The organism is Chitinophagaceae bacterium, from assembly GCA_016717285.1.
Lineage (GTDB): Bacteria > Bacteroidota > Bacteroidia > Chitinophagales > UBA10324 > JACCZZ01.
Map to the genome: position 1 here is coordinate 1,341,865 of JADKFU010000005.1, position 20,113 is coordinate 1,361,977.

Genomic DNA, 20,113 nt, shown 5'->3' on the forward strand with positions numbered 1-20,113 from the left:
TACTTATATGTTAGCGGCAAATCTTGTACGAGACACTAATTTCAAAACTATTAGCGTTTAATATCCTTAAATAATAATTCAAAATGAAATTAACATATGTATCTCACGCATCGCTATTGATTGAACTCCAGAATTTAAAAGTGCTAACTGACCCGTGGTTTAATGGTGCAGCTTACTTAAATCAATGGCACGTATTTCCTAAGCCTGTTGATACATCTTTCGTCAGCGATATAACACACATCATTCTTACTCACGGACATGAAGACCATCTGCATGTCCCGACTTTACAACTGATGAACAAGAACGCCCGGATTTATTTCCCTTACACCTGGAAGAACGGAACAAAAGAACTTCTGCAATCTATCGGCTTTAAAAATATCCGGGAGGTTCCTTCATTCAATAGAATAAAATTATCAGATAGTTTGTCAATGACTTTCATCGTAAATGGTCTTGATGCTTTTGTAACTTATGAATGTGAAGGGAAAGTCTATGTAAACCTGAACGATGCTCTTAATGCATCGCACTGGGCTTTTGTAGAAATATTTACCAAAATGATCCGTAAGAGGTGGAAACAAGTTGATTTATTAATTTGTGGTTTAGGAGGGGCAAGTTATTTTCCAAATACAGTTCATGCGCCAAACAAAGACGACCATGAAATTGCGCTGTTGCGAGAGCAGTTTCTTGCTCACAAGTTTTGCGAAATTGTTGAGGAAATAAAACCTGTTGATATTTTTTCGTTTGTTCCCGGGTTTGCATTACTTGAACAGGACAAACAGTGGATAAACAAAATGAAGTTTTCAAGAAGCAATCTGGAACAGTATTATAAAGACTTCTTTGACAAAAAATCGACTATAAGATTTTTCAATCTCCTTCCCGGAGACAACATTGAAAATAATCTGTGGAATAAAACATCTCCTTATCACGAACAAGCTATAGATGATAATCTTAGTCATCTGCTTGACAAGCAATATGCAGATGAAATTGTAAAAGCAAATTCATTTGAAGTTCAGCCGACAACGATTGTGAATAAATTGCAGGAACAGCTACAAACTATTCTTCCTGTCAGCAGTAGCGGGATTGCCAGTGAACTTTTGAGGCAAATTAATTTTGTGATTTCGTTGAAAGACGTAGAAAAAGAAATTTTCATTCACTGTTATTTTGAGAGTGAAGAATTAAAAACAAAAGTTGTTTATGAAATTCCGGGTAATTCAAACCTGACAATCAAAACATATTCTTTCCGACTGAAACATGCACTCACTGAATTGTGGGGTGGCGATGTTTTCTTCATTGGATACGGAGCTGACATTTATGTAACAGACGAATCTTGCTTAAAAGACAATATTGACATCGTGAGTTTACGACTACTTTCTCGTTTTCCTGCGGCATCACATACAATGATTCGTGAACCTGTGAGAGCAGCTCGTTATCTTTCAACTAATCCCACTTATGCTTACTTAGCACTCAAACAAAAAATTCAAATGGGAGGCAATCTGAACAAACTACCTTACAATGAAAGAGCACATTGGATTAATAAAGGGAAATGCGATGTTTGCCGCTTGTGTGACATCCCACTGCTTTCAGACGACTTTGGAGAACAACTTATAACAAAACAACTGACCGCATGACAATGAGAAGCAGAGCAGCCGGTTATCGAGTAGTATAAAACTGTTACCAGTCTTTGCCCCTTTTAACGTAAGGCTGGTAAACTCGAAGTTTAAACCTCCATACAGAATCGGGAACGACTTAACGTTCAGTCCTTCGTTAGTGTGAGACCTCTTCGATTGATCGAAGCTCGTTGTCACCAACTACTATGACCTCTGCTGACTTCTCCACTCTCTTTACACGATGGAGACCTCCCTCACCCCGCGCACCCACTCCGATTGAACATACTTGCTTTATTAATAGCAATTGCATACTTACATTACTAACTTCGCGAAATGATTTCTCCAAATGTCAACATACTTCTTGCCGATGACGACCAAGATGATTGTCTTTTTTTCAAAGAGGCATTGGATGAACTGCAACTAAAAACCAAACTCACTGCCGTGCATGACGGGGAACAACTCATGCTACTGCTCAACAAAAAAGCAGACAGCCAACCTGATCTCGTTTTTCTCGACCTCAACATGCCGCGCAAAAACGGATTCACCTGTTTGGAAGAAATAAAACGCAGCGAAAAATTAAAATCACTTCCCGTAATTATTTTCTCCACCTCTTATGACGAAAGCATTGCCGACCTGCTTTACAAAAACGGAGCGCAACATTATATCTGTAAACCCGCTGATTTTTCTGAACTCAAAAAAGTAATTCACCAGGCGCTCACAATTGTGTCAGAAAAAAATACTTCACAACCGCGCAAAGAAAATTTCTTACTCAATACTTTAAAAGCAATTATTCTTTGACATGAAAGCAACCTCAGCCAAAAAAATATCTCCTGAGAAAAAAGATGCCAAAGAAAATTCTTTTCCTGTAGTAGCCATTGGCGCATCAGCAGGCGGACTGGAAGCGATGATGGAGTTATTAAAACATCTTCCACCTGACACGGGCATGGCTTTCATTTATGTGCAGCACCTTAGCCCCGACCACAAGAGCATGTTGACTGAAATTTTATCCAAGAAAACAAAAATGAAAGTGCAGGAAATTGACGACATGGATAAAATACAACCCGATAATCTTTTTATCATTCCATACAATAAAGGAATTGAAGTAACAGACGGGCACATAAAATTAATTCCCCGTTCAGAAACAAGTGCAGCCATTTCCATTGACCTTCTTTTCTCCTCACTTGCACACGCGCAAAAAGAAAGAGTTATCGGCATTGTTCTATCGGGCAGCGCAAGCGATGGCACAATCGGTATTAAAGACATTAAACAAGAAGGCGGATTAACTTTTGCACAGGATGATACTGCAAAATTCCAGAGCATGCCTCACTCTGCCATTGCCACGGGCATGGTTGATTTTATTTTATCGCCAAAGGAAATTGCACATGAATTAGAGCGCCTAAGCAAGCATCCGCTGATAAAAACCATTGGAGTAAAAAATGGTGAAGAAGATTTAATTGAGAACAGCAATCCCGATTTAAAAATTATTCTTAACCAATTACACAAAGCTAAAGGTGTTGATTTCAGCGCCTATAAAATGAACACTATCAAGAGGCGCATTATCCGCAGAATGTTGTTGTATAAAATAAAAACACTAAAAGAATATGCAAAACTGCTTACGCAAAAAAATGAAGAGATTGATATTCTCTATCAGGATTTATTGATTAATGTAACCAGTTTTTTCCGCGATACCGACACACATAAATATTTAAAAGAAAATCTTTTCCCGAAGTTGCTCAAAAGAAAAAAGACGGGAGGGTCGTTGCGTATCTGGGTTCCCGCATGTGCAACAGGCGAAGAAGCTTATTCTATTGCCATGATGTTGCTCGAAATTCAGGGAAGCGCAACAACTAACACACCCGTTCAGATTTTTGCGACCGACCTTAGCGAACAGGCAATCGGTAAAGCCCGCATTGGCGTTTACACCAAGAAGGAATTGGAAACCGTGTCGCCAAAACGAATACAGCGTTTTTTTACCAAAGCCGATGGCAGCTTTCGTGTAAACAAAGCTGTGCGCGATATGGTGGTGTTTGCTCCGCACAATATTTTACGCGACCCGCCTTTTTCGCGCCTCGATTTTGTAAGTTGCTGCAACCTGTTTATTTATTTCGATAACGCAGCACAAAAAAAAGCCGTCAACACTTTTCATTATGCGTTAAATGATGATGGATTTTTAATGCTCGGCAAATCAGAAAGCATCAGTCAGTCGGCAAATCTTTTTACAAGCTCCAATAAAAAATTTAAAATATTTTCACGCAAAACAAATTCAGGCGCCCGCACATTGCCTGCACTGTCACCACGCTTTGCGCAAGATGGTGTTCCCGAAAAAAATATTCCGGTAACGGGCAAAAACAAAATTCCAAAAAACAATTTCGTTAATCATAACGGACTTGATAATGCTATTGATGCCGTGCTGCTTTCAGAATTTATGCCTGCAAGTGTTGTTATTAATCATCAAATGGAAATTGTACAGTTTCGCGGCACCACCGATTTATTTCTCACCCACCCAAAAGGCAAAGCCACTTTTAATATTTTAAAAATGGCACGACCTGAAATCGCTTTTGAATTGCGCAACGCTATTTCAAGAGTCCTTAAAACAAAACACCGCGTTCGCAAAAGCGGAATAGAAATAAAAATAAATTCTGAAGTCAGAAGTATAAGCGTAGAAATTGTTCCGCTTAAAATAGCCCCGACAATTATAGGGGCGGATGAACCCCTGCTTTTAATTCTTTTCACTGAACAGGAGCACACAGAAATTTATTCGCAAAATAATAAAGGCGGAAAAAATAATTCCCTTGCAAAGGACCGCAGGATAAGAAAATTGGAAGAAGAATTAGCAGCAGCACATGCTGATGCGCTTAGTATCTCGCAGGAGCAGGAAGCATTTACCGAAGAATTGCAAAGTGCCAGTGAAGAAGTGGTTTCAAGTAATGAAGAACTGCAAACCGTAAATGAAGAATTAGAAACTTCGAAAGAAGAAATTGAATCTGCTAACGAAGAACTCACCACCACCAACCAGGAATTACAAACGCGCAACGACCTGCTCAATGAATCGTATGAATTTTCAGAAGCAATAGTGTCCACCATGCACGAACCCATGCTTGTTTTGGGAAAAGACCTTCGGGTAATATCTGCCAACAAGGCATTCTATAAAAAATTTGGTGTTACCGAAGAAGAAACAGAAGGAGTGCTTTTATACGACTTGGGAAATAAGCAATGGAATATTCCAGCATTACGCGAACTGCTTGAAGACATCATTCCAAAAAATTCACAATTCTATAATTACGAAGTCAAACACACCTTCCTGCATTTAGGCGAAAAAATAATGTCGCTCAATGCAAGGCGCATTATTCAAAAAACACACCGCAAACATTTAATCCTTCTAATTATTGCAGATGTTACAGAAGTAAGAAATTTATTTTTGGAAAAAGAATTGAGAGAAAAGGAACTGCATAAAAAAGAACTTGAGCAGCAAAAAACACAATCGGTTTTACTGGAAGAAACCGTTAAGCAACGCACAAGTGATTTAATGCAAGCCAACGAAGAACTTGAAAAAATGAACAAAGAACTTGAATCATTTACCTATATATCAAGCCATGATTTACAAGAGCCGCTTCGCAAAATTCAAACCTTCGCAGGAAGAATATTAGAAAAAGAAAATCAAAACTTATCCGCCAACGGAAAAAAGTATTTCCGCCTTATGCAGAATGCAGCAGAACGAATGCAGCAACTCATACGCGATTTACTTGCCTTCTCCCGCCTCAACACAGCAGAACGAAAATTTGAAATCACCGACCTCCATATTATTATAGAAGAAGTAAAAAAAGAATTTAAAGAAGCCATTGCCGAAAAACACGCCACGATAGCAGTAAAAGAAAATTGCGAAGTAAAAATTATTCCCTTCCAGTTTCGTCAACTCATGCACAACCTCATTGGCAACGCACTAAAATTTTCAAATCCGAAAATTCCACCGCACATAATAATAAAGAGTGTGAATATAAAATACAGCAAAATAAATATCACAAACCTTACACCGCAAAAGGAATACTGCCACATCACCATTTCCGACAACGGTATCGGTTTTGAAAAAGAATTTTCAGAGAAAATATTTGAAGTATTTCAGCGGCTTCACGGCAAAGAAGAATACGCAGGCACAGGCATCGGACTTGCCATCGTAAAAAAAATAGTTGACAATCACAACGGCATCATCACCGCAACAGGCGAACTGAATAAAGGAGCAACCTTTGATATTTATATTCCTGCAACCTGACAACTCCGAAAGCCCACGCATTTGCAAGCACATTTTTTTGCAAACACGCAATGCAACGCTAAAAAAATAAAAGCTTGCAAGTCACCGCACCCGAGATTGCAAGGGTTCATTGCAAACTTGACACGACAACTTTCCACCAGGGTAGCGTTTTCATGAACCCTTTCGCTTGCAGATAATTAGCTCCTGATTGTTTTTGTCTGATATTTCTGTGGGTCGCAAACCAGCAGGTGCGATTACAATCTTCAGCGAATCTCCGCCCAACTGATAAGCAACGCTGACAGGCGTGGAATTGGTAAGCGTCTCCACTGGCTGAATAGTAATCAACTTCAGGTTGTCGGCGGAGTCCAACTTGAACGAATACTTCATCTCCTTTCCGGTCTCGTCTATGAAGGTAACTTTATCTTTTCTGAAGACATACACGTAAGTCACATTCTTTTTGATGCCGTTCACGCTTTCTGATTGGGCCAACCAGACTCCTTGTATGTTTGCCTGGTCGGTAGATTTTGTTGCATCTCCAGCTACGCCACATGACAAAGCACAAACAATAACCAAAATAATGAGGGAGGTCTTCATAATGTCATTAGTATTAAAACGCCGAACTATACAATAGACTGCAATTTTGCAATTTATTGTATAGTTAGATTTTTATGAAACTCAAAAGAGCAGAGCATCCAACTAAAAAATCCCACCACTTTTTTAGCAGGAGGCAGATCAGGATACTGAGCTCCCATCCGAAATCTTTTCCGAAGGCATCACAAATTTCAGATTGCCGTTTTCATCTTCCGCCATCAGGATCATGCCTTTGGATTCGATGCCTTTGATTTTTCTCGGTGCAAGATTGGCCACCACACAAACCTGCTGACCAATGATATTTTCCGGTGCATAATGTTCTGCAATTCCGGATACGATGGTGCGAACTTCATTCCCAAGATTGATTTTCAATTGAAGGAGTTTGTCTGCTTTCTTTACTTTTTCCGCAGCTTCAATAGTACCCACTCTTAATTCGAGTTTTGCAAAGTCGTCGTAAGTGATGGTGGATTTTTCAACGGTTGGTTCCGGACTTGATTGATTATCTGATGTAGTTGTAGTGACAACCACTTGTTTTGTTGCCTGCAGTTTATCAAGTTGCATTGTAATTTCTTCGTCTTCAATTTTCTTAAATAAAAGAGAGGCTTCACCCAATTGATGTCCGGGTTTCATCAATTGTTTTCCGATCGCATCATCCCACTTCACATTATCAAGCTGCAGCATCTTTAATATTTTTTCTGAAGTGGCGGGAATAAACGGCTGGCATAAAATGGCAAGAGCTGCTGTAATTTCCAATGATAGATTGAGGATGGTTTCCACGCGTTGCCTGTCGGTATTGATTACTTTCCAGGGTTCATTGTCTGCAAGATATTTATTGCCGGTGCGGGCGAGATTCATTAATTCGCTCAAGGCATCACGAAAACGATATGCTTCAATATTGTCTGCAATTTTCTGTGGAATACTTCTTAATTGTTCCAGGCAATCGTTGTCAAGTGCATTCAATTCATGTCGTGGCGGAACCTTGCTTTCGAAATAATTCCTGGTAAGAACCAATGTGCGGTTTACAAAATTTCCAAGTATCGCGACGAGTTCATTGTTGATGCGTGCCTGGTAATCTTTCCAGGAAAAATCACTGTCTTTTGCTTCGGGTAAGATGGAAGTGAGTACATAGCGCAGTTCATCCTGCTTACCAGGAAAGTCAATTAAATAATCATGCAGCCAGACTGCCCAGTTGCGTGAAGTCGAAAGTTTATCTCCTTCAAGATTCAGGAATTCATTTGCAGGTACATTATCAGGAACAATGTATTCGCCATGCGCATGCAGAATAGCTGGAAAAATGATGCAGTGAAAAACAATGTTGTCTTTGCCGATGAAGTGAATGAGTTTTGAATCAGGACTTTTCCAGTAATCTTCCCAGGAAGCAGACTTTACATTTTCCAGGTTCTTGATTTCCGGCTTCCTGTTTATAAAATATTCTTTCGTCGCGGAAATGTATCCAATCGGTGCATCAAACCAAACATACATTACTTTACCTTCCGAGTCAGGCAACGGCACTTTCACGCCCCATTCCAGATCTCTCGTCATGGCACGTGGCTGCAAGCCTTGATCGAGCCATGATTTGCACTGGCCGTACACATTTGCTTTCCAGTCTTCTTTGTGACCTTCCAAAATCCATTCACGCAACCATCCTTCATAATTTTGCAAGGGCAGGAACCAGTGTTTGGTTTCCTTTAGTATGGGTGATTTTCCACTTAGCGCAGACACAGGATTGATCAGATCTTTGGGAGAAAGAGAAGTGCCGCAGCGTTCGCATTGATCACCATAAGCTTTTTCATAACCGCAGTTCGGACAAGTGCCCTGAATGTAACGATCTGCTAAAAATGTTTTTTCCTGTTCGTCATAAAACTGCAAAGAGGTTTCTTCAATAAAATCATTCTTCTTATACAGGTTCAGAAAGAATTCCTGTGCTGTTTCGTGGTGAACAATGTTGGAAGTACGGGAATAGATATCGAAGGAAATCCCGAATTGTTCAAAGCTGGTTTTCATCAGTTGATGATATTTATCAACGAACTGTTGTGGCGTGATACCCTCTTTACGCGCACCTAATGTGATAGGAACACCATGTTCATCAGAACCGCAAACAAATATTACATCATCGTTTCTCAACCTTCTGTACCGGACATAAATATCTGAAGGAATGTAAGCACCGGCGAGATGGCCTAAATGAATACCGCCATTTGCATAAGGCAATGCAGCGGTTACTGTATATCGTTTGGGTGTGTTTTTCATGGCGGACGCAAAAATCAGCATAAATTTATACAAGTTAGCATTCCTGATGAAGATGATTATTTTTGAAAAAAATACTTAAGTGCGGTGCCAGCGTCTGAGCATGCTGATTCCCGGCCAGCGAATGTTGAGACAGGTTTCGAAAAGCTGCAGGATGATCCATTCAATTCAAAACGTTCGCTGATCTTTTCCAGACCTTGCCAGTTTGAACTTCGTGATAACTTATAAACAGAACTTATGAAAAAACCTGTAGCCTTACGACCCGGAGATAAAATTGGCATTGTATCCACTGCAAGAAAAATTTCCCTTTCGGAAATTCAATCCTGCATTAATACTTTAACTAATTGGAAACTGGAAGCAGTGATTGGGAATACCATTGGAGCTGAAGATTTTCAATTCGCAGGAGCGGATGACATTCGTACTGCTGATTTGCAAAGTATGCTGGACGATGAATCAATAAAGGCCATCCTTTTTGCAAGAGGAGGCTATGGAACGCTTCGAATTATTGATGCGATTGACTGGCGCAAATTTCTGAAGCAACCTAAATGGCTTTGTGGTTTCAGCGACATTACGGTGATACATTCACATCTGCATACTATTTACAATTTGCCTTCTGTTCATTCTATTATGGGAATTAATTTTTCCACTGCAACGGATGAATCTGTTACCTCATTACAAACTGTTTTATTTGGAAAAAGGTCCAGGTACACTTTCAGTTCCCATGATTTAAACAGGCCGGGAAAGTGCAGTGGTATTCTTTGCGGAGGGAATCTTTCCATCTTGTATGCATTGAATGGTTCCGTTTCTGATCTTGAAACAACAGGAAAAATTTTATTCATTGAAGATATTGATGAGCAGCTCTATCATGTAGACCGCATGATGATCAACCTGAAACGGAGTGGCAAACTGGAATCATTGGCTGGCTTGTTAGTCGGTCATCTTTCAGACATGAAGAATAAGGATGAAAAAAATCCATTTGGAAAATCAGCGTATGAAATCATTGCGGAGCATGTGGCAGAATACGATTATCCGGTTTGCTATGGATTTCCTTCCGGGCACGAAGCGGATAACCGAACGTTGGTAATGGGCAGAAGTTGGGAAATGGAAGCTGCGACAGAATGTGTAATAAAAATGCAGGAGGTTCCCAGCATTGTGAATTCCTGATAACAGTTTCTACTTGTTCCTGTTAAAAGAATCTGTCACTTTATAACCAATCACCTCATCGTAGCGACTGCCGAATGAGCGGAAGTAAACAAGAATCTGGTACGTGTTTTCAGTTTCATAAGAGTTTCCTTCCATCATGTCGTTGGAGGCGATGCCTGTTTCCTTATCCAGGGTTAAATATTCATACTCATAGTAGCCTTGCTTCAAATATGCTTTCCCCTGGTAGGCATGCAGCTTAGCGTCGTAATGCATCTTAAACTCATCAGATAATTTCCAATCAGTCAATTTACCCGTTATAAACAGATCCATATTTTGCAAAGGGTAATCAAATGGGAGGGAAAAAAGCACCCAGGTATAATCAGGTTCCGCATTCTGATTAAATCCTTCAATAATTCCGGGAATAAATTTTCCGTTGATATCAGAATGTACGGAGTAAGTCTCCTCTGCCCGTGATTCATCCGGAAACAAAATCACTTCAGTTTGCCGGTTATCAAAGTTTAATTCACGTACATGATCAGTGCGGTAACGAATACTGCGTGAATCGAAATAGCGAAATTCTTTTCCTGCCGGGAAAGCATTTTTAAGATCATAGGTATAATCGAGTTGATAAGGTTTCATAAAAAGCGGTTGCAGATGCGCAATCGCATTGTCCCACCGGAAATTCTGCATGAGTAAAACCCTTACGTCTGTTATTGGATTTGAAATGGTTAAGCCGTTGTAGCGGATAGTGAAATCAACTTCCTGATAACGGGTACTGAATTTTGGATCGTAGGGTGGATGAACGTTTGTAATAACTTCCGCTTTGCTGGAGAACACAACAAACCGTCGCGTGATGATAGGGCGATCGGGATCGTTATCAGCATATACTTTAAGAATGTAATTTCCTGATTTGGTGAGTTTCATGTTTTCATTTGGAAATAATACTTCATAGTGTGTGTAGGTTTGCAACGTGGTAAATGAAAATTCAAAGGTGTTGATGTCCTGTTCCCGGAAACCGTCGATGTAATCAAATTCATTCAACTCAGATTTGGTCCAGTCGAAGTTGCAATGCACAATGGTGTAATAATAATTTCTTTTGTCGCCGTTCAGGTCATCAAATTCAAGGTGCAGTTGTGATGAACCATTCAATGGAATTACCGGATCACTTAGCAGGATCGGATCCAGGTAGAGTTGCACCGTCTTTATATTGGGAACATACACCTGGTCCTGGTAAACAGTGATGTCATCCTGTGCAAATGCATGCACGCAGCACAAACTCAACAGGAAAGTTGTGATTAATGATGATTTGAAAAAAATATTTTTACGCATTGTTTCCCGTGACTGCTTTGAAAAACGGCCAGCTAAAATAATGGCAATTAACGGTTGTTGCGAATTTTAAGTCTGGTGTAGAAATATTTTCTTTCAATAAATAAATGAAAGCGGCGATGAATGCCGTGTATTTTATTGTTCGTTTTGCGCTGGTATTCAAATAAAAACCGGTTGCAGTCGGTTGCGAAATAAAAAAATATAAAGTTTCATATTACATAAAATATTTAAGGAACAATTGCCGCGATAATTTTCAAAAACATACTATCAATCATTTTATGAGTACTTTGAAGGACCGCACGAAGACTTAAGCAGTCAGTGGAGGTAACCTATGATACAGACGTACTTTAAAATTTTTACATACCTACTGGTGTTTAATCTGGTTTTCTTTTCCATAGATGTAGTGGCCCAAAATGTTTCCATTACCGGAAGAGTAATTGATAGCAAAGGCGCACCCATCTCTTATGCCACTGTAGTTTTAGAAGGCACTCAATATGGTTCTAATAGTGAAGATGATGGCACCTATTCCATTAATGAGGTGGCTCCGGGAAATTATACTTTAAAAGCTTCATATGTAGGCTTTGTTGATTTCAGGCAATCAGTTGAAGTTGCTGATGTCGCATTGATGATTAACATTAAGCTGGATGCTGATTATAAAACTTTGAATGAAGTAGTGGTGGTTGGGTATGGCACGGAAAAGCGTTCTAATATTTCCGGTGCAGTTTCCATTGTAGATGTAGAAGGACTTGCAAAGCTGCCTGTTGGAAATGTTGATCAGGCGTTGCAGGGAAAAGTTTCCGGCGTCCGTATCACACAATCAACCGGGCAACCGGGCGAAGGTGTAGCAGTAAGGATACGTGGTGTTGGCACCATCAACGATAACAATCCCCTTTTCATCATTGATGGTATTCCATCAAAAGACGGTATCAATTTTCTATCAGCGAATGATATTGAATCCATCACTGTTTTAAAAGATGCCGCGTCAGCGGCCATTTACGGGGCCCGAGCTGCAAATGGTGTGGTAGTAGTTACCACTAAGAGTGGAAAAAAGGGTGATGCAAAAGTGACCTATTCAGGATATGCAGGTTTTCAAACGCACGGTGATCTGCCTGAGATGACGAATACTGCGGAGTATGTACAACTTTTTAATGAAGCAGTGGCCAATGATAACCTCGATATTTCCAACGCTGCATTAAAGCGCAAGCCAATTCCTGAAGGTCTGGACATGGCAGATACAGATTGGCTGAATGAAATTTTTCAGAATGGAATGATTCAGAGTCATGAGCTTTCTGTTTCCGGCGGAACAGATAAAACACTTTATTATGTAGCAGCAGATTATTTTAAACAGGAAGGGATCATTTTGAATTCCTCCTACGAACGTTTTTCTACCAATGCAAAACTCAATATTGCGCTCAACAATAAATTGACCGTCGGCAATAACATCAACATTTCATATAGCAACAGGAACATTGTAGGCAGCTCAGGTGATGGATATGGAGGAAATGGGGGAAGTGTAGTTCGCTATGCCTTGTTTCGCACACCTGCCATTCCTGTATTTAATGAAGACGGCAGCTATACTGATCTTCCACAGTATCCTGAATTTTTCGGAGATGGATATAACCCGGTTGCCCTGGCTGTTTATTCAGATAATACAGAAAATCAATACAGGACTTTCGGCGATGTATTTCTGGAATACAAGATCTTGAAAGACCTCACTTTCAAGTCTGATGCGGGAATGGATTTAATTATTACGGATGCGCGTCGCTTCGACAGAAATTACGGAACAAATGGACGAATCAACAGCCCAAACAGACTTACCGTCAGCACAGCCAATAACATAAACCTCATCTGGAACAATACATTGCGTTACAATAAAGTCTTTAACACGGTGCACAATATCTCTGCTACGCTTGGTACCGAAGCCATTAGCAATAACAATACGATTCACGGAGGCACTGATCATGATTTTCCGGAGCAGCTTGACAACCTGATTTACCTGGGTAATGGAAGCGATATAAATTCTCAGACCGCTTTTTCAGCGCAACAACAATGGCGCCTTTTCTCGCTTTTCGGAAATGTAAATTATTCTTATGATGACCGATACCTGTTATCAGGCACTGTTCGGCGCGATGGTTCCTCCAGGTTTTCAGCTGACAACAGGTACGGTACCTTCTTTTCCGGATCTGCAGGATGGAACATGCACAATGAAAAGTGGCTCAAGGATAAAATGCCTTCTGTTTCAAAGTTACGGTTAAGAGCAAGCTTTGGTGAACTAGGCAATCAGGATATCGGAAATTATCCGTGGGCTTCCGTGATCGGACAAGGTTATAACTATGTGTTCGGAGCAACACCGGTCAGCAACTCCGGTTATACTGTTTCTACGCGTGGCAATGAAAATGTGAAGTGGGAATCCTCCACGCAAACTGATTTTGGAATTGACTTTGGAATACTGCAGGATAAGTTCACTTTCACGGTAGATTATTTTATAAAGATAACATCTGACATGCTGATTCCTGTGCCTTTGCCGTTGATTGGCGGAAGTGCTTCTACTCCCTATGCCAATGCGGGAAAGGTGCAAAACAAAGGATTTGAGTTTGAGCTGAATTATCAAAACAATGAAGGAAAGCTGAAGTATGAATTAAACGGAAATCTGGCAACCTTGCAAAATAAAGTGCTTGAGCTGGCTGATGGCGCTCCGATTCCCGGTGGAAGAATTGATAATGGAATTTATGCCACCCTCACAACAGTAGGTGAACCCATTGGGTCATTTTATATGTATGAAATGGAAGGCATCTTTCAAAACAATGCGGATATTTTTGGACATGCTTACCAGGGAACTTATATCCGTCCCGGTGATGTGAAATTTAAAGATCAGAACAAAGATGGTGTGATTGATGAAAATGACAGAACATTTTTAGGCAGCGCCATACCCAAATTTATTTATGGTTTCACGGCTAACCTGCAGTATGCAAATTTTGATTTCTCTGTTTTCTTCCAGGGTTCTTATGGCAATAAAATATACCTTCAGGTGAACCAGGACATTGAAGGATTCTACCGTGCATTTAACCTGACGCAAAATGTATATGACAACCACTGGACAGGAGAAGGTACCAGCGATACGGAGCCACGTGTTTCCTGGCTGGGATCAACCAATAATAAAACACCATCCAGCAGATTTTTGCAGGATGCGTCTTACCTGCGTTTGAAAAATTTGCAAATCGGTTACAATATTCCTAAACAGGCACTTGATAAAATTCATATGAAAGGAATCAGAATTTATGTGACTGGTGAAAACCTTTTGACATTTACCCAATTCAAAGGGCTTGATCCGGAAATGCATACGAGTGATAATCTTAATTCAGAAACATACGGAGGTGATTTAGCTGCAGGAATCGATTGGGGAACATACCCCAGTGCCCGCAGCTACATTGCCGGCATCAATGTTACTTTCTGATTCTTAAATAGTGCTGAGTATATTAAGCGTATATTCGGCAACAGAACGCAGTTTCATTTTTTCTCCATTTTACTGCCCGGGTCGGAGTTAAAGTGTCATCGATCAAAAAATGTAACCGGACTCGAATTTTTTTTCACGCGTTTATTACCTCCTTAATCAATGAAGAAGTGCTTTGTAAAAAGTGCGCTAATTGCTTTTGTCTTTCTATCAGTTACAGGATGCAAGAAATTTCTGACTACGGAAGTGTTAGGAGTGTACCCCGAATCTGAATTTTATACTACACAGGAACAAGCAGTATTGGCGATTAATGCTGCATATCAGTTGCTTTCTTTTCCGGCAGGCTTCCAGGGAACCAATGCACAAAACAGAATTTGGGTGTTTGGAGATGTGGCATCTGATGATGCGGCGAAGGGAGGCATTGCCGGCGATCAGGCGGATATCGGACTCATTGATGACTTCAACATTACCGCAATCAACGGCAATCTGGAAAATGAATGGGAAAGATTGTATGAAGGTATCACACGGGCCAACATCGTGCTTGATAAGATTCCTGCAATAGAAATGGATGAAGCATTGAAAGCAAGAATACTTGCGGAAGCAAAATTTCTACGCGCCTACTATTATTTCACACTGGTCAATATTTTTGGTGATGTGCCTGTTATACTTGAACCATTAGGTGCGGAAGAGTTACAAATACCGCAATCACCTGTTCAAACGATTTTTGAAACAGTAATAGAGCAGGACTTACTTGATGCTGCACCAAACCTGCCCCTCAGTTATTCAGGTGTGGATGTTGGACGCGTAACACAAGGCGCGGCCAATGCATTGCTGGCCAAAGCTTATCTATTTCAATCCAAATGGGATCTTGCTGCCACCAAAGCCGAAGAAGTAATTGGGAGTCAGCAATATCAGCTTATGTTTCAGTATGCTCAGAATTTCAGTGCTGATTACAAAAACAACATCGAATCTGTTTTTGAAGTGCAGCATTTAAATGCACAGGATCCTTTTACGGGCAATGTTTTGAACCAATGGTTTGCACCCGCGGTGGAAGGCGGTTATTTCTTTAATGCACCCACACAGGATTTTGTAGATGAGTTTGAAAAAACTACAGAAGGAATTCCTGATCCGCGATTAGATTATACAGTGGGCCGCGACAGCATGCCTTGGTACAATGGCGAAATATTTAGCAAAGACTGGTCGCCTACAGGCTATCTTACCAGGAAACATCAACAACCTTTTTCAGAAATACCTATCAACCTTAAAGGTGACGGCAGCATCAATTATATCGCCATTCGTTATGCCGATGTTTTATTATGGGATGCAGAAGCACTGAATGAATCCGGAAGGACTGCGGAAGCATTGATACCACTTAATGAAGTCAGAAAGCGGGCCCGCGAAAGTTACCTCTATGATAATCTGTTGCCAGGCTTTGGAAATATTCCGGCAGGACTTTTGCCTGACGTCGCCGCCGGAAGTAAAGAATCTGTGCGTGCGGCCATCCAACATGAACGAAGGGTAGAACTGGGTTGTGAGTTTCATCGCTATTTCGACGTTATCCGTTACGGTGAATCGTATGCAACACAAGCTTTTGCTGACAAGCCTTTTTTTAATTATCAGACCAATAAATATTTTCCCATTCCACAAAGCGAGAGAGACAGAAATCACGCTTTGTATTAACCTTCTTTTATTTTTAACAATTAAACAAATCAAAAAAACATGAGACCATCAATGAAACCTTTTAAATTAATTGCGACCACATTATTTTTCAGCATGTTACTGGCAGTCGTCTTCACTTCCTGCAAAAAGGATGATCCTGCAGTAGTTACCGACAAGACATGTCTTAATGCGAATATTACAGAAGCAGACGCTTTGTACAATTCAACTGTAGAAGGTACAAAACCCGGACAGTATGTAGTTGGATCAAAAACAGCTTTCGGAACGGTGATTGATGCGGCAAAAGGAGTTCAGGCAGATGCAAACGCAACACAGGAAGCTATTACCAATGCATGCGCACAGTTGGAGGCAGGAATTGCTACGTACCAATCGAATCTGATTACCGAAATTTCACCTGACAACCTCATCGGTTTCTGGAAATTCAATGGCAATCCGAACGATTCTTCGGGACATGGCAACAACGGAACCGTTAAAACCGGTCACGTTTATTATGGTGCAGGAACACCTTCTCTTACCACAGATCGTTTCGGTCGCGCAAATATGTGTTACCATTTTGACGGTGGCGGAAACATTGAAGTGCCTTACACTTCCGCGCTTAATCCACCACAAATGTCTATCAGCTTATGGTGTAACAAATCAGGCGTTGCAAGACTTATCAATCCTGACACTTATACGCTGACGGCTTTAAACCGCTGGAACGGCTATAAACTTCAATATCAAAGCGCTAACAAAATATTCATGACTGTGAAGGCCGTGAATGGTGTTGATACAGCATACTATGATCGTGATGATGAAGTAGCAGTTTTAGACAATGATGTTTGGTACCATGTTGTAGTAACCTTTGGTGGCGGCAATATGAATTTCTACATCAATGGCGACCTTGTTAAATCATGGACCAATACTCCCGGAAACGCTATCGGACTTGGTACACCAATAAATTTCACCATAGGACAGGATTTGCCGACAGACAAATACGAAACTGTTGACGGAGACTTCCAGGTTGCATGGGGTGGATTCTTTACCGGAAACATTGATGATGTGATGTTCTACAACATCACATTGGATGGCCCTCAGGTAACTACTATTTACAACAATCAAAAGACGTTGTAATTTTTTCCTGATACCATTATGAACCCTGCAGTAGTTTCAAACTGCAGGGTTTTTTTCTTCTCCAAATAAAAATGAAATTGATTCCGGTGTTTTTAAAATAGAAGTGCCTGATTTATTAACGGAGAACTTCCGGTTGAATAAATTCCTATGCATTGTTCCATTCGTGCCTGCTTGTTATTGCTTGTTTTTTTTTCTTTGAACGCCTGTAGTTCTCAGGAAGAAAAGAAAAAGGAATTGCTTTTCTGGTGCTCCAATAATCCACGGGAAATTGCATTTGGAACACAATGGACAACAAGCTGGAATACGCTTCATGCTGAAAGTCCGGTTCACATTCAACCTGTTCCTGAAGGAAATTCAAGTGAAGAAGTGATACTTGCCGCTGTGGTAGGTAAAACAACACCTGACATCTATGCCAATATGTGGCAGGGAAATGTAGAAATGTATGCACGTGCAGGTGCTTTGATTGCACTGGATACGCTGAACGGTTTTTGGGAATTTATGAATGAACGTTGTGACAGTGACGTGATAAAAGAAATTACCAGTTCAGACGGACATATCTACCAGGTTCCATGGAAAGTAAATCCCTTCCTTACAATTTATAACAAAGACCTGCTGCGTGAAAACGGAATTGATGAACTTCCGAGAACTTACAGCAGCTACCGCAACGCAGCTAAAGTTTATAAAAACAACAACGCAGCGAAAGGATTAACCGGACAATGGTTTGGTTATACCGAAGTAAAAGCAATCTGGTACCAGCGACTTTTTAATTTTTACCCGCTCTATCTTGCAGCTTCAAATGGGGCACCATTAATTATAAACAACAAAGCAGCATTCAATAACAGATATGCAGTGGAGGTTTTTCGTTTTCTGCAAAGCTTGTATAGTGATGGCTATTTTTCCAGAGAAAACCTTGCGGCGGCAAGTGATCCTTTTGTTGCGGAGCAGATCGTTACAAAATGGACAGGTCCCTGGGAAATTTCTTATTTAAATAGTTTGCCAGACAGACATTTCGGTTTTGATTTTTATGAACCCATCGTTCCTGACGATCATGAAGGTCCGGTTCATACCTATGCTGACCCAAAGAATATGGTAGTGTTCAATACCTGTACGCATCCGCAAATTGCATGGGACTTTATCGAGACCATGGTGGATAAGGAAGGTGATCTGCAATTACTGGAGATAACCGGACAATTGCCACGGCGAAAGAACCTGCAAACTGATCCGTACTACAGCAATTACTTCAGCAAGAATCCAATGCTGATAACTTTCGCGAAGCAGTTGCCGTATTTAAAAGGAGTTGATAATTGTGAAGTGATTGTGGAAGTCCTCGACATCATTTCACAGGAATATGAAACCTGTGTAGTGTTTGGAAAAAAAACACCGGAACAGGCCATAGCAGATGCTGAAAGGGCGGTAAATGTTTTGTTAGGAGATAATGAAATTGCCGTTAAGAATTAGTTGATGAAGCGATTGTTACGTCAAGCTTATAGTCAATGGACGCAACCATTTTTGTTTCAACATTCAGGGACCGAATAAACAATCTAAACCCTTCAAACCCTTCAAACATTTCAAACTTTCAAACCTTCAAATTTTTCCTTGCCTGATAAAGCATTACATATCGGAATCGTTGGCGCAGGCGGCTTCGCACATTTTGCTGCTGTAGCATTTTTGAATGTGCCAGGCATTAGCATTGTGGCTGTTTCAGACACTAATGAAAGTGCTGCAAATGAATTCGGAACAAAATTTAATGCATCGGTTTATGCTGATTATGCATTGTTTCTGAAAGACAGCAGGATTGAACTCATTTATATTGCAACGCCACCTTATCTGCATTTTCAGCAATCGAAACTTGCATTGATGGCTGGTAAGCATGTGATCTGCGAGAAGCCTGCAGCATTGCATGCTGAACAAGCAGAAGAACTGGCAGTTTTAGCAGCGCAGTTACAACTGCTGTATGTAGTGAACCTCATGCAACGCTACAATCCTTTATTTGAAACAGTGAAAATGATTTGTGACAAAAAAATGCTTGGAAATTTTCTCCATGGTTTTTTTGAAAACTATGCAAGCGATGAAAACCTGGGTCCAAAGCATTGGTTTTGGGACGAAGAAAAAAGTGGAGGTATATTTATAGAACATGCTGTTCATTTCTTCGATCTGTTTGAAGGTTGGTTGGATGAAGGAAAAGTAGTGAATGCAATAGCACTGCAGCGACCTGGTGTAGGTAAAAAGATAACCGATCGCGTGCAGGCCACTGTTCTTTACCAGGATGGAATCGTTAATTTTTATCATGGCTTCGATCAACCTAAAATACTGGACCGGCAGGAGATGCGGTTGCAGTTTGAGCGGGGAGAGATTACCTTGTATGGATGGATCCCGGTGAAGATCAAATTGCACGGATTGTTGCTCCATCATCACCTTGAAATTCTTCAAAACCAATTGGAAGGTGCAAAGATCGAGCAGCAGGATGCTGATTATCCGGAAGTGCAATTGACCCGTGGCAGATTTCAGGAGGTTTTGTTTGATCATCATGTTACTATTCATTATGGAAATGAAATGGAAAAGCAGGACCGTTACCGGCAAATGCTAACGGCAATGATTACGGATCAATGGAAGTGGATCGTAAATAAAAATCATGTACGTGTAATTGCTGAACGGAATGCACTACAATCATTGAAAATGGCGGAGACTGCACAACGATTGTCTAAAGAAACAAAGAACTGA

General features: G+C 40.5%; 12 protein-coding genes. 9 read left to right on the plus strand and 3 right to left on the minus strand.

What is annotated here, in order from left to right:
• The first annotated feature begins 83 nt into the window (after positions 1-83).
• The 3 genes from IPO83_15360 (at position 84) to IPO83_15370 (ending at position 5,871) form a co-directional block, all read left to right on the plus strand.
• Entirely contained in the window at positions 84-1,625 is a 1,542-nt protein-coding gene (locus tag IPO83_15360; GenBank protein MBK9732631.1) for an MBL fold metallo-hydrolase, read from the plus strand.
• Between the two features lie 312 nt (positions 1,626-1,937).
• A complete protein-coding gene (locus IPO83_15365; protein MBK9732632.1) occupies positions 1,938-2,402 on the plus strand; it encodes a response regulator in 465 nt (154 codons plus the stop codon).
• Position 2,403: 1 nt separating this feature from the next.
• Complete coding sequence (locus tag IPO83_15370; protein ID MBK9732633.1) at positions 2,404-5,871, plus strand: PAS domain-containing protein; 3,468 nt, start codon at positions 2,404-2,406, stop codon at positions 5,869-5,871.
• A gap of 150 nt (positions 5,872-6,021) precedes the next feature.
• On the opposite strand, the gene IPO83_15375 is transcribed toward IPO83_15370, so the two are convergent.
• Together IPO83_15375 and metG are read right to left on the minus strand one after the other, a co-directional pair.
• Positions 6,022-6,444, minus strand: a complete 423-nt coding sequence (locus tag IPO83_15375; protein MBK9732634.1) for a TIGR03067 domain-containing protein — start codon at positions 6,442-6,444, stop codon at positions 6,022-6,024.
• Positions 6,445-6,582: 138 nt separating this feature from the next.
• A complete protein-coding gene (gene metG / locus IPO83_15380) occupies positions 6,583-8,688 on the minus strand; it encodes a methionine--tRNA ligase (GenBank protein ID MBK9732635.1) in 2,106 nt (701 codons plus the stop codon).
• A gap of 234 nt (positions 8,689-8,922) precedes the next feature.
• Between metG and IPO83_15385 the strand changes: the two genes are divergently transcribed.
• Positions 8,923-9,849: an LD-carboxypeptidase gene (locus IPO83_15385; GenBank protein ID MBK9732636.1), complete on the plus strand. Its 927-nt coding sequence runs from the start codon at positions 8,923-8,925 to the stop codon at positions 9,847-9,849.
• Between the two features lie 9 nt (positions 9,850-9,858).
• Here IPO83_15385 and IPO83_15390 read toward each other — a convergent pair whose 3' ends face one another.
• A complete protein-coding gene (locus IPO83_15390; protein MBK9732637.1) occupies positions 9,859-11,157 on the minus strand; it encodes a DUF5103 domain-containing protein in 1,299 nt (432 codons plus the stop codon).
• Positions 11,158-11,524: 367 nt separating this feature from the next.
• On the opposite strand from IPO83_15390, the gene IPO83_15395 reads away from it, so the two are divergent.
• The 5 genes from IPO83_15395 to IPO83_15415 all read left to right on the plus strand — a co-directional run bounded on the left by IPO83_15395 (position 11,525) and on the right by IPO83_15415 (position 20,113).
• Entirely contained in the window at positions 11,525-14,608 is a 3,084-nt protein-coding gene (locus IPO83_15395; GenBank protein ID MBK9732638.1) for a TonB-dependent receptor, read from the plus strand.
• Between the two features lie 159 nt (positions 14,609-14,767).
• The gene (locus IPO83_15400; protein MBK9732639.1) at positions 14,768-16,285 is read left to right on the plus strand and encodes a RagB/SusD family nutrient uptake outer membrane protein; all 1,518 of its coding nucleotides are present in this window, start codon (positions 14,768-14,770) and stop codon (positions 16,283-16,285) included.
• 39 nt (positions 16,286-16,324) lie between these two features.
• A complete protein-coding gene (locus IPO83_15405) occupies positions 16,325-17,392 on the plus strand; it encodes a LamG domain-containing protein (GenBank protein ID MBK9732640.1) in 1,068 nt (355 codons plus the stop codon).
• 147 nt (positions 17,393-17,539) lie between these two features.
• Complete coding sequence (locus tag IPO83_15410) at positions 17,540-18,850, plus strand: extracellular solute-binding protein (protein MBK9732641.1); 1,311 nt, start codon at positions 17,540-17,542, stop codon at positions 18,848-18,850.
• 138 nt (positions 18,851-18,988) lie between these two features.
• Positions 18,989-20,113 carry a Gfo/Idh/MocA family oxidoreductase gene (locus tag IPO83_15415; GenBank protein ID MBK9732642.1) on the plus strand — a complete coding sequence of 375 codons (1,125 nt, stop codon included), beginning with the start codon at positions 18,989-18,991 and terminating at the stop codon, positions 20,111-20,113.

Bases quoted from the DNA above. Each gene is read 5' to 3' on its own strand.
- IPO83_15365 (MBK9732632.1), top strand. From the start codon at position 1,938: ATGATTTCTCCAAATGTCAACATACTTCTTGCCGATGACGACCAAGAT.
- metG (MBK9732635.1), bottom strand. From the start codon at position 8,688: ATGAAAAACACACCCAAACGATATACAGTAACCGCTGCATTGCCTTAT.
- IPO83_15385 (MBK9732636.1), top strand. From the start codon at position 8,923: ATGAAAAAACCTGTAGCCTTACGACCCGGAGATAAAATTGGCATTGTA.
- IPO83_15400 (MBK9732639.1), top strand. From the start codon at position 14,768: ATGAAGAAGTGCTTTGTAAAAAGTGCGCTAATTGCTTTTGTCTTTCTA.
- IPO83_15410 (MBK9732641.1), top strand. From the start codon at position 17,540: ATGCATTGTTCCATTCGTGCCTGCTTGTTATTGCTTGTTTTTTTTTCT.
- IPO83_15375 (MBK9732634.1), bottom strand. From the start codon at position 6,444: ATGAAGACCTCCCTCATTATTTTGGTTATTGTTTGTGCTTTGTCATGT.
- IPO83_15360 (MBK9732631.1), top strand. From the start codon at position 84: ATGAAATTAACATATGTATCTCACGCATCGCTATTGATTGAACTCCAG.
- IPO83_15405 (MBK9732640.1), top strand. From the start codon at position 16,325: ATGAGACCATCAATGAAACCTTTTAAATTAATTGCGACCACATTATTT.
- IPO83_15370 (MBK9732633.1), top strand. From the start codon at position 2,404: ATGAAAGCAACCTCAGCCAAAAAAATATCTCCTGAGAAAAAAGATGCC.
- IPO83_15390 (MBK9732637.1), bottom strand. From the start codon at position 11,157: ATGCGTAAAAATATTTTTTTCAAATCATCATTAATCACAACTTTCCTG.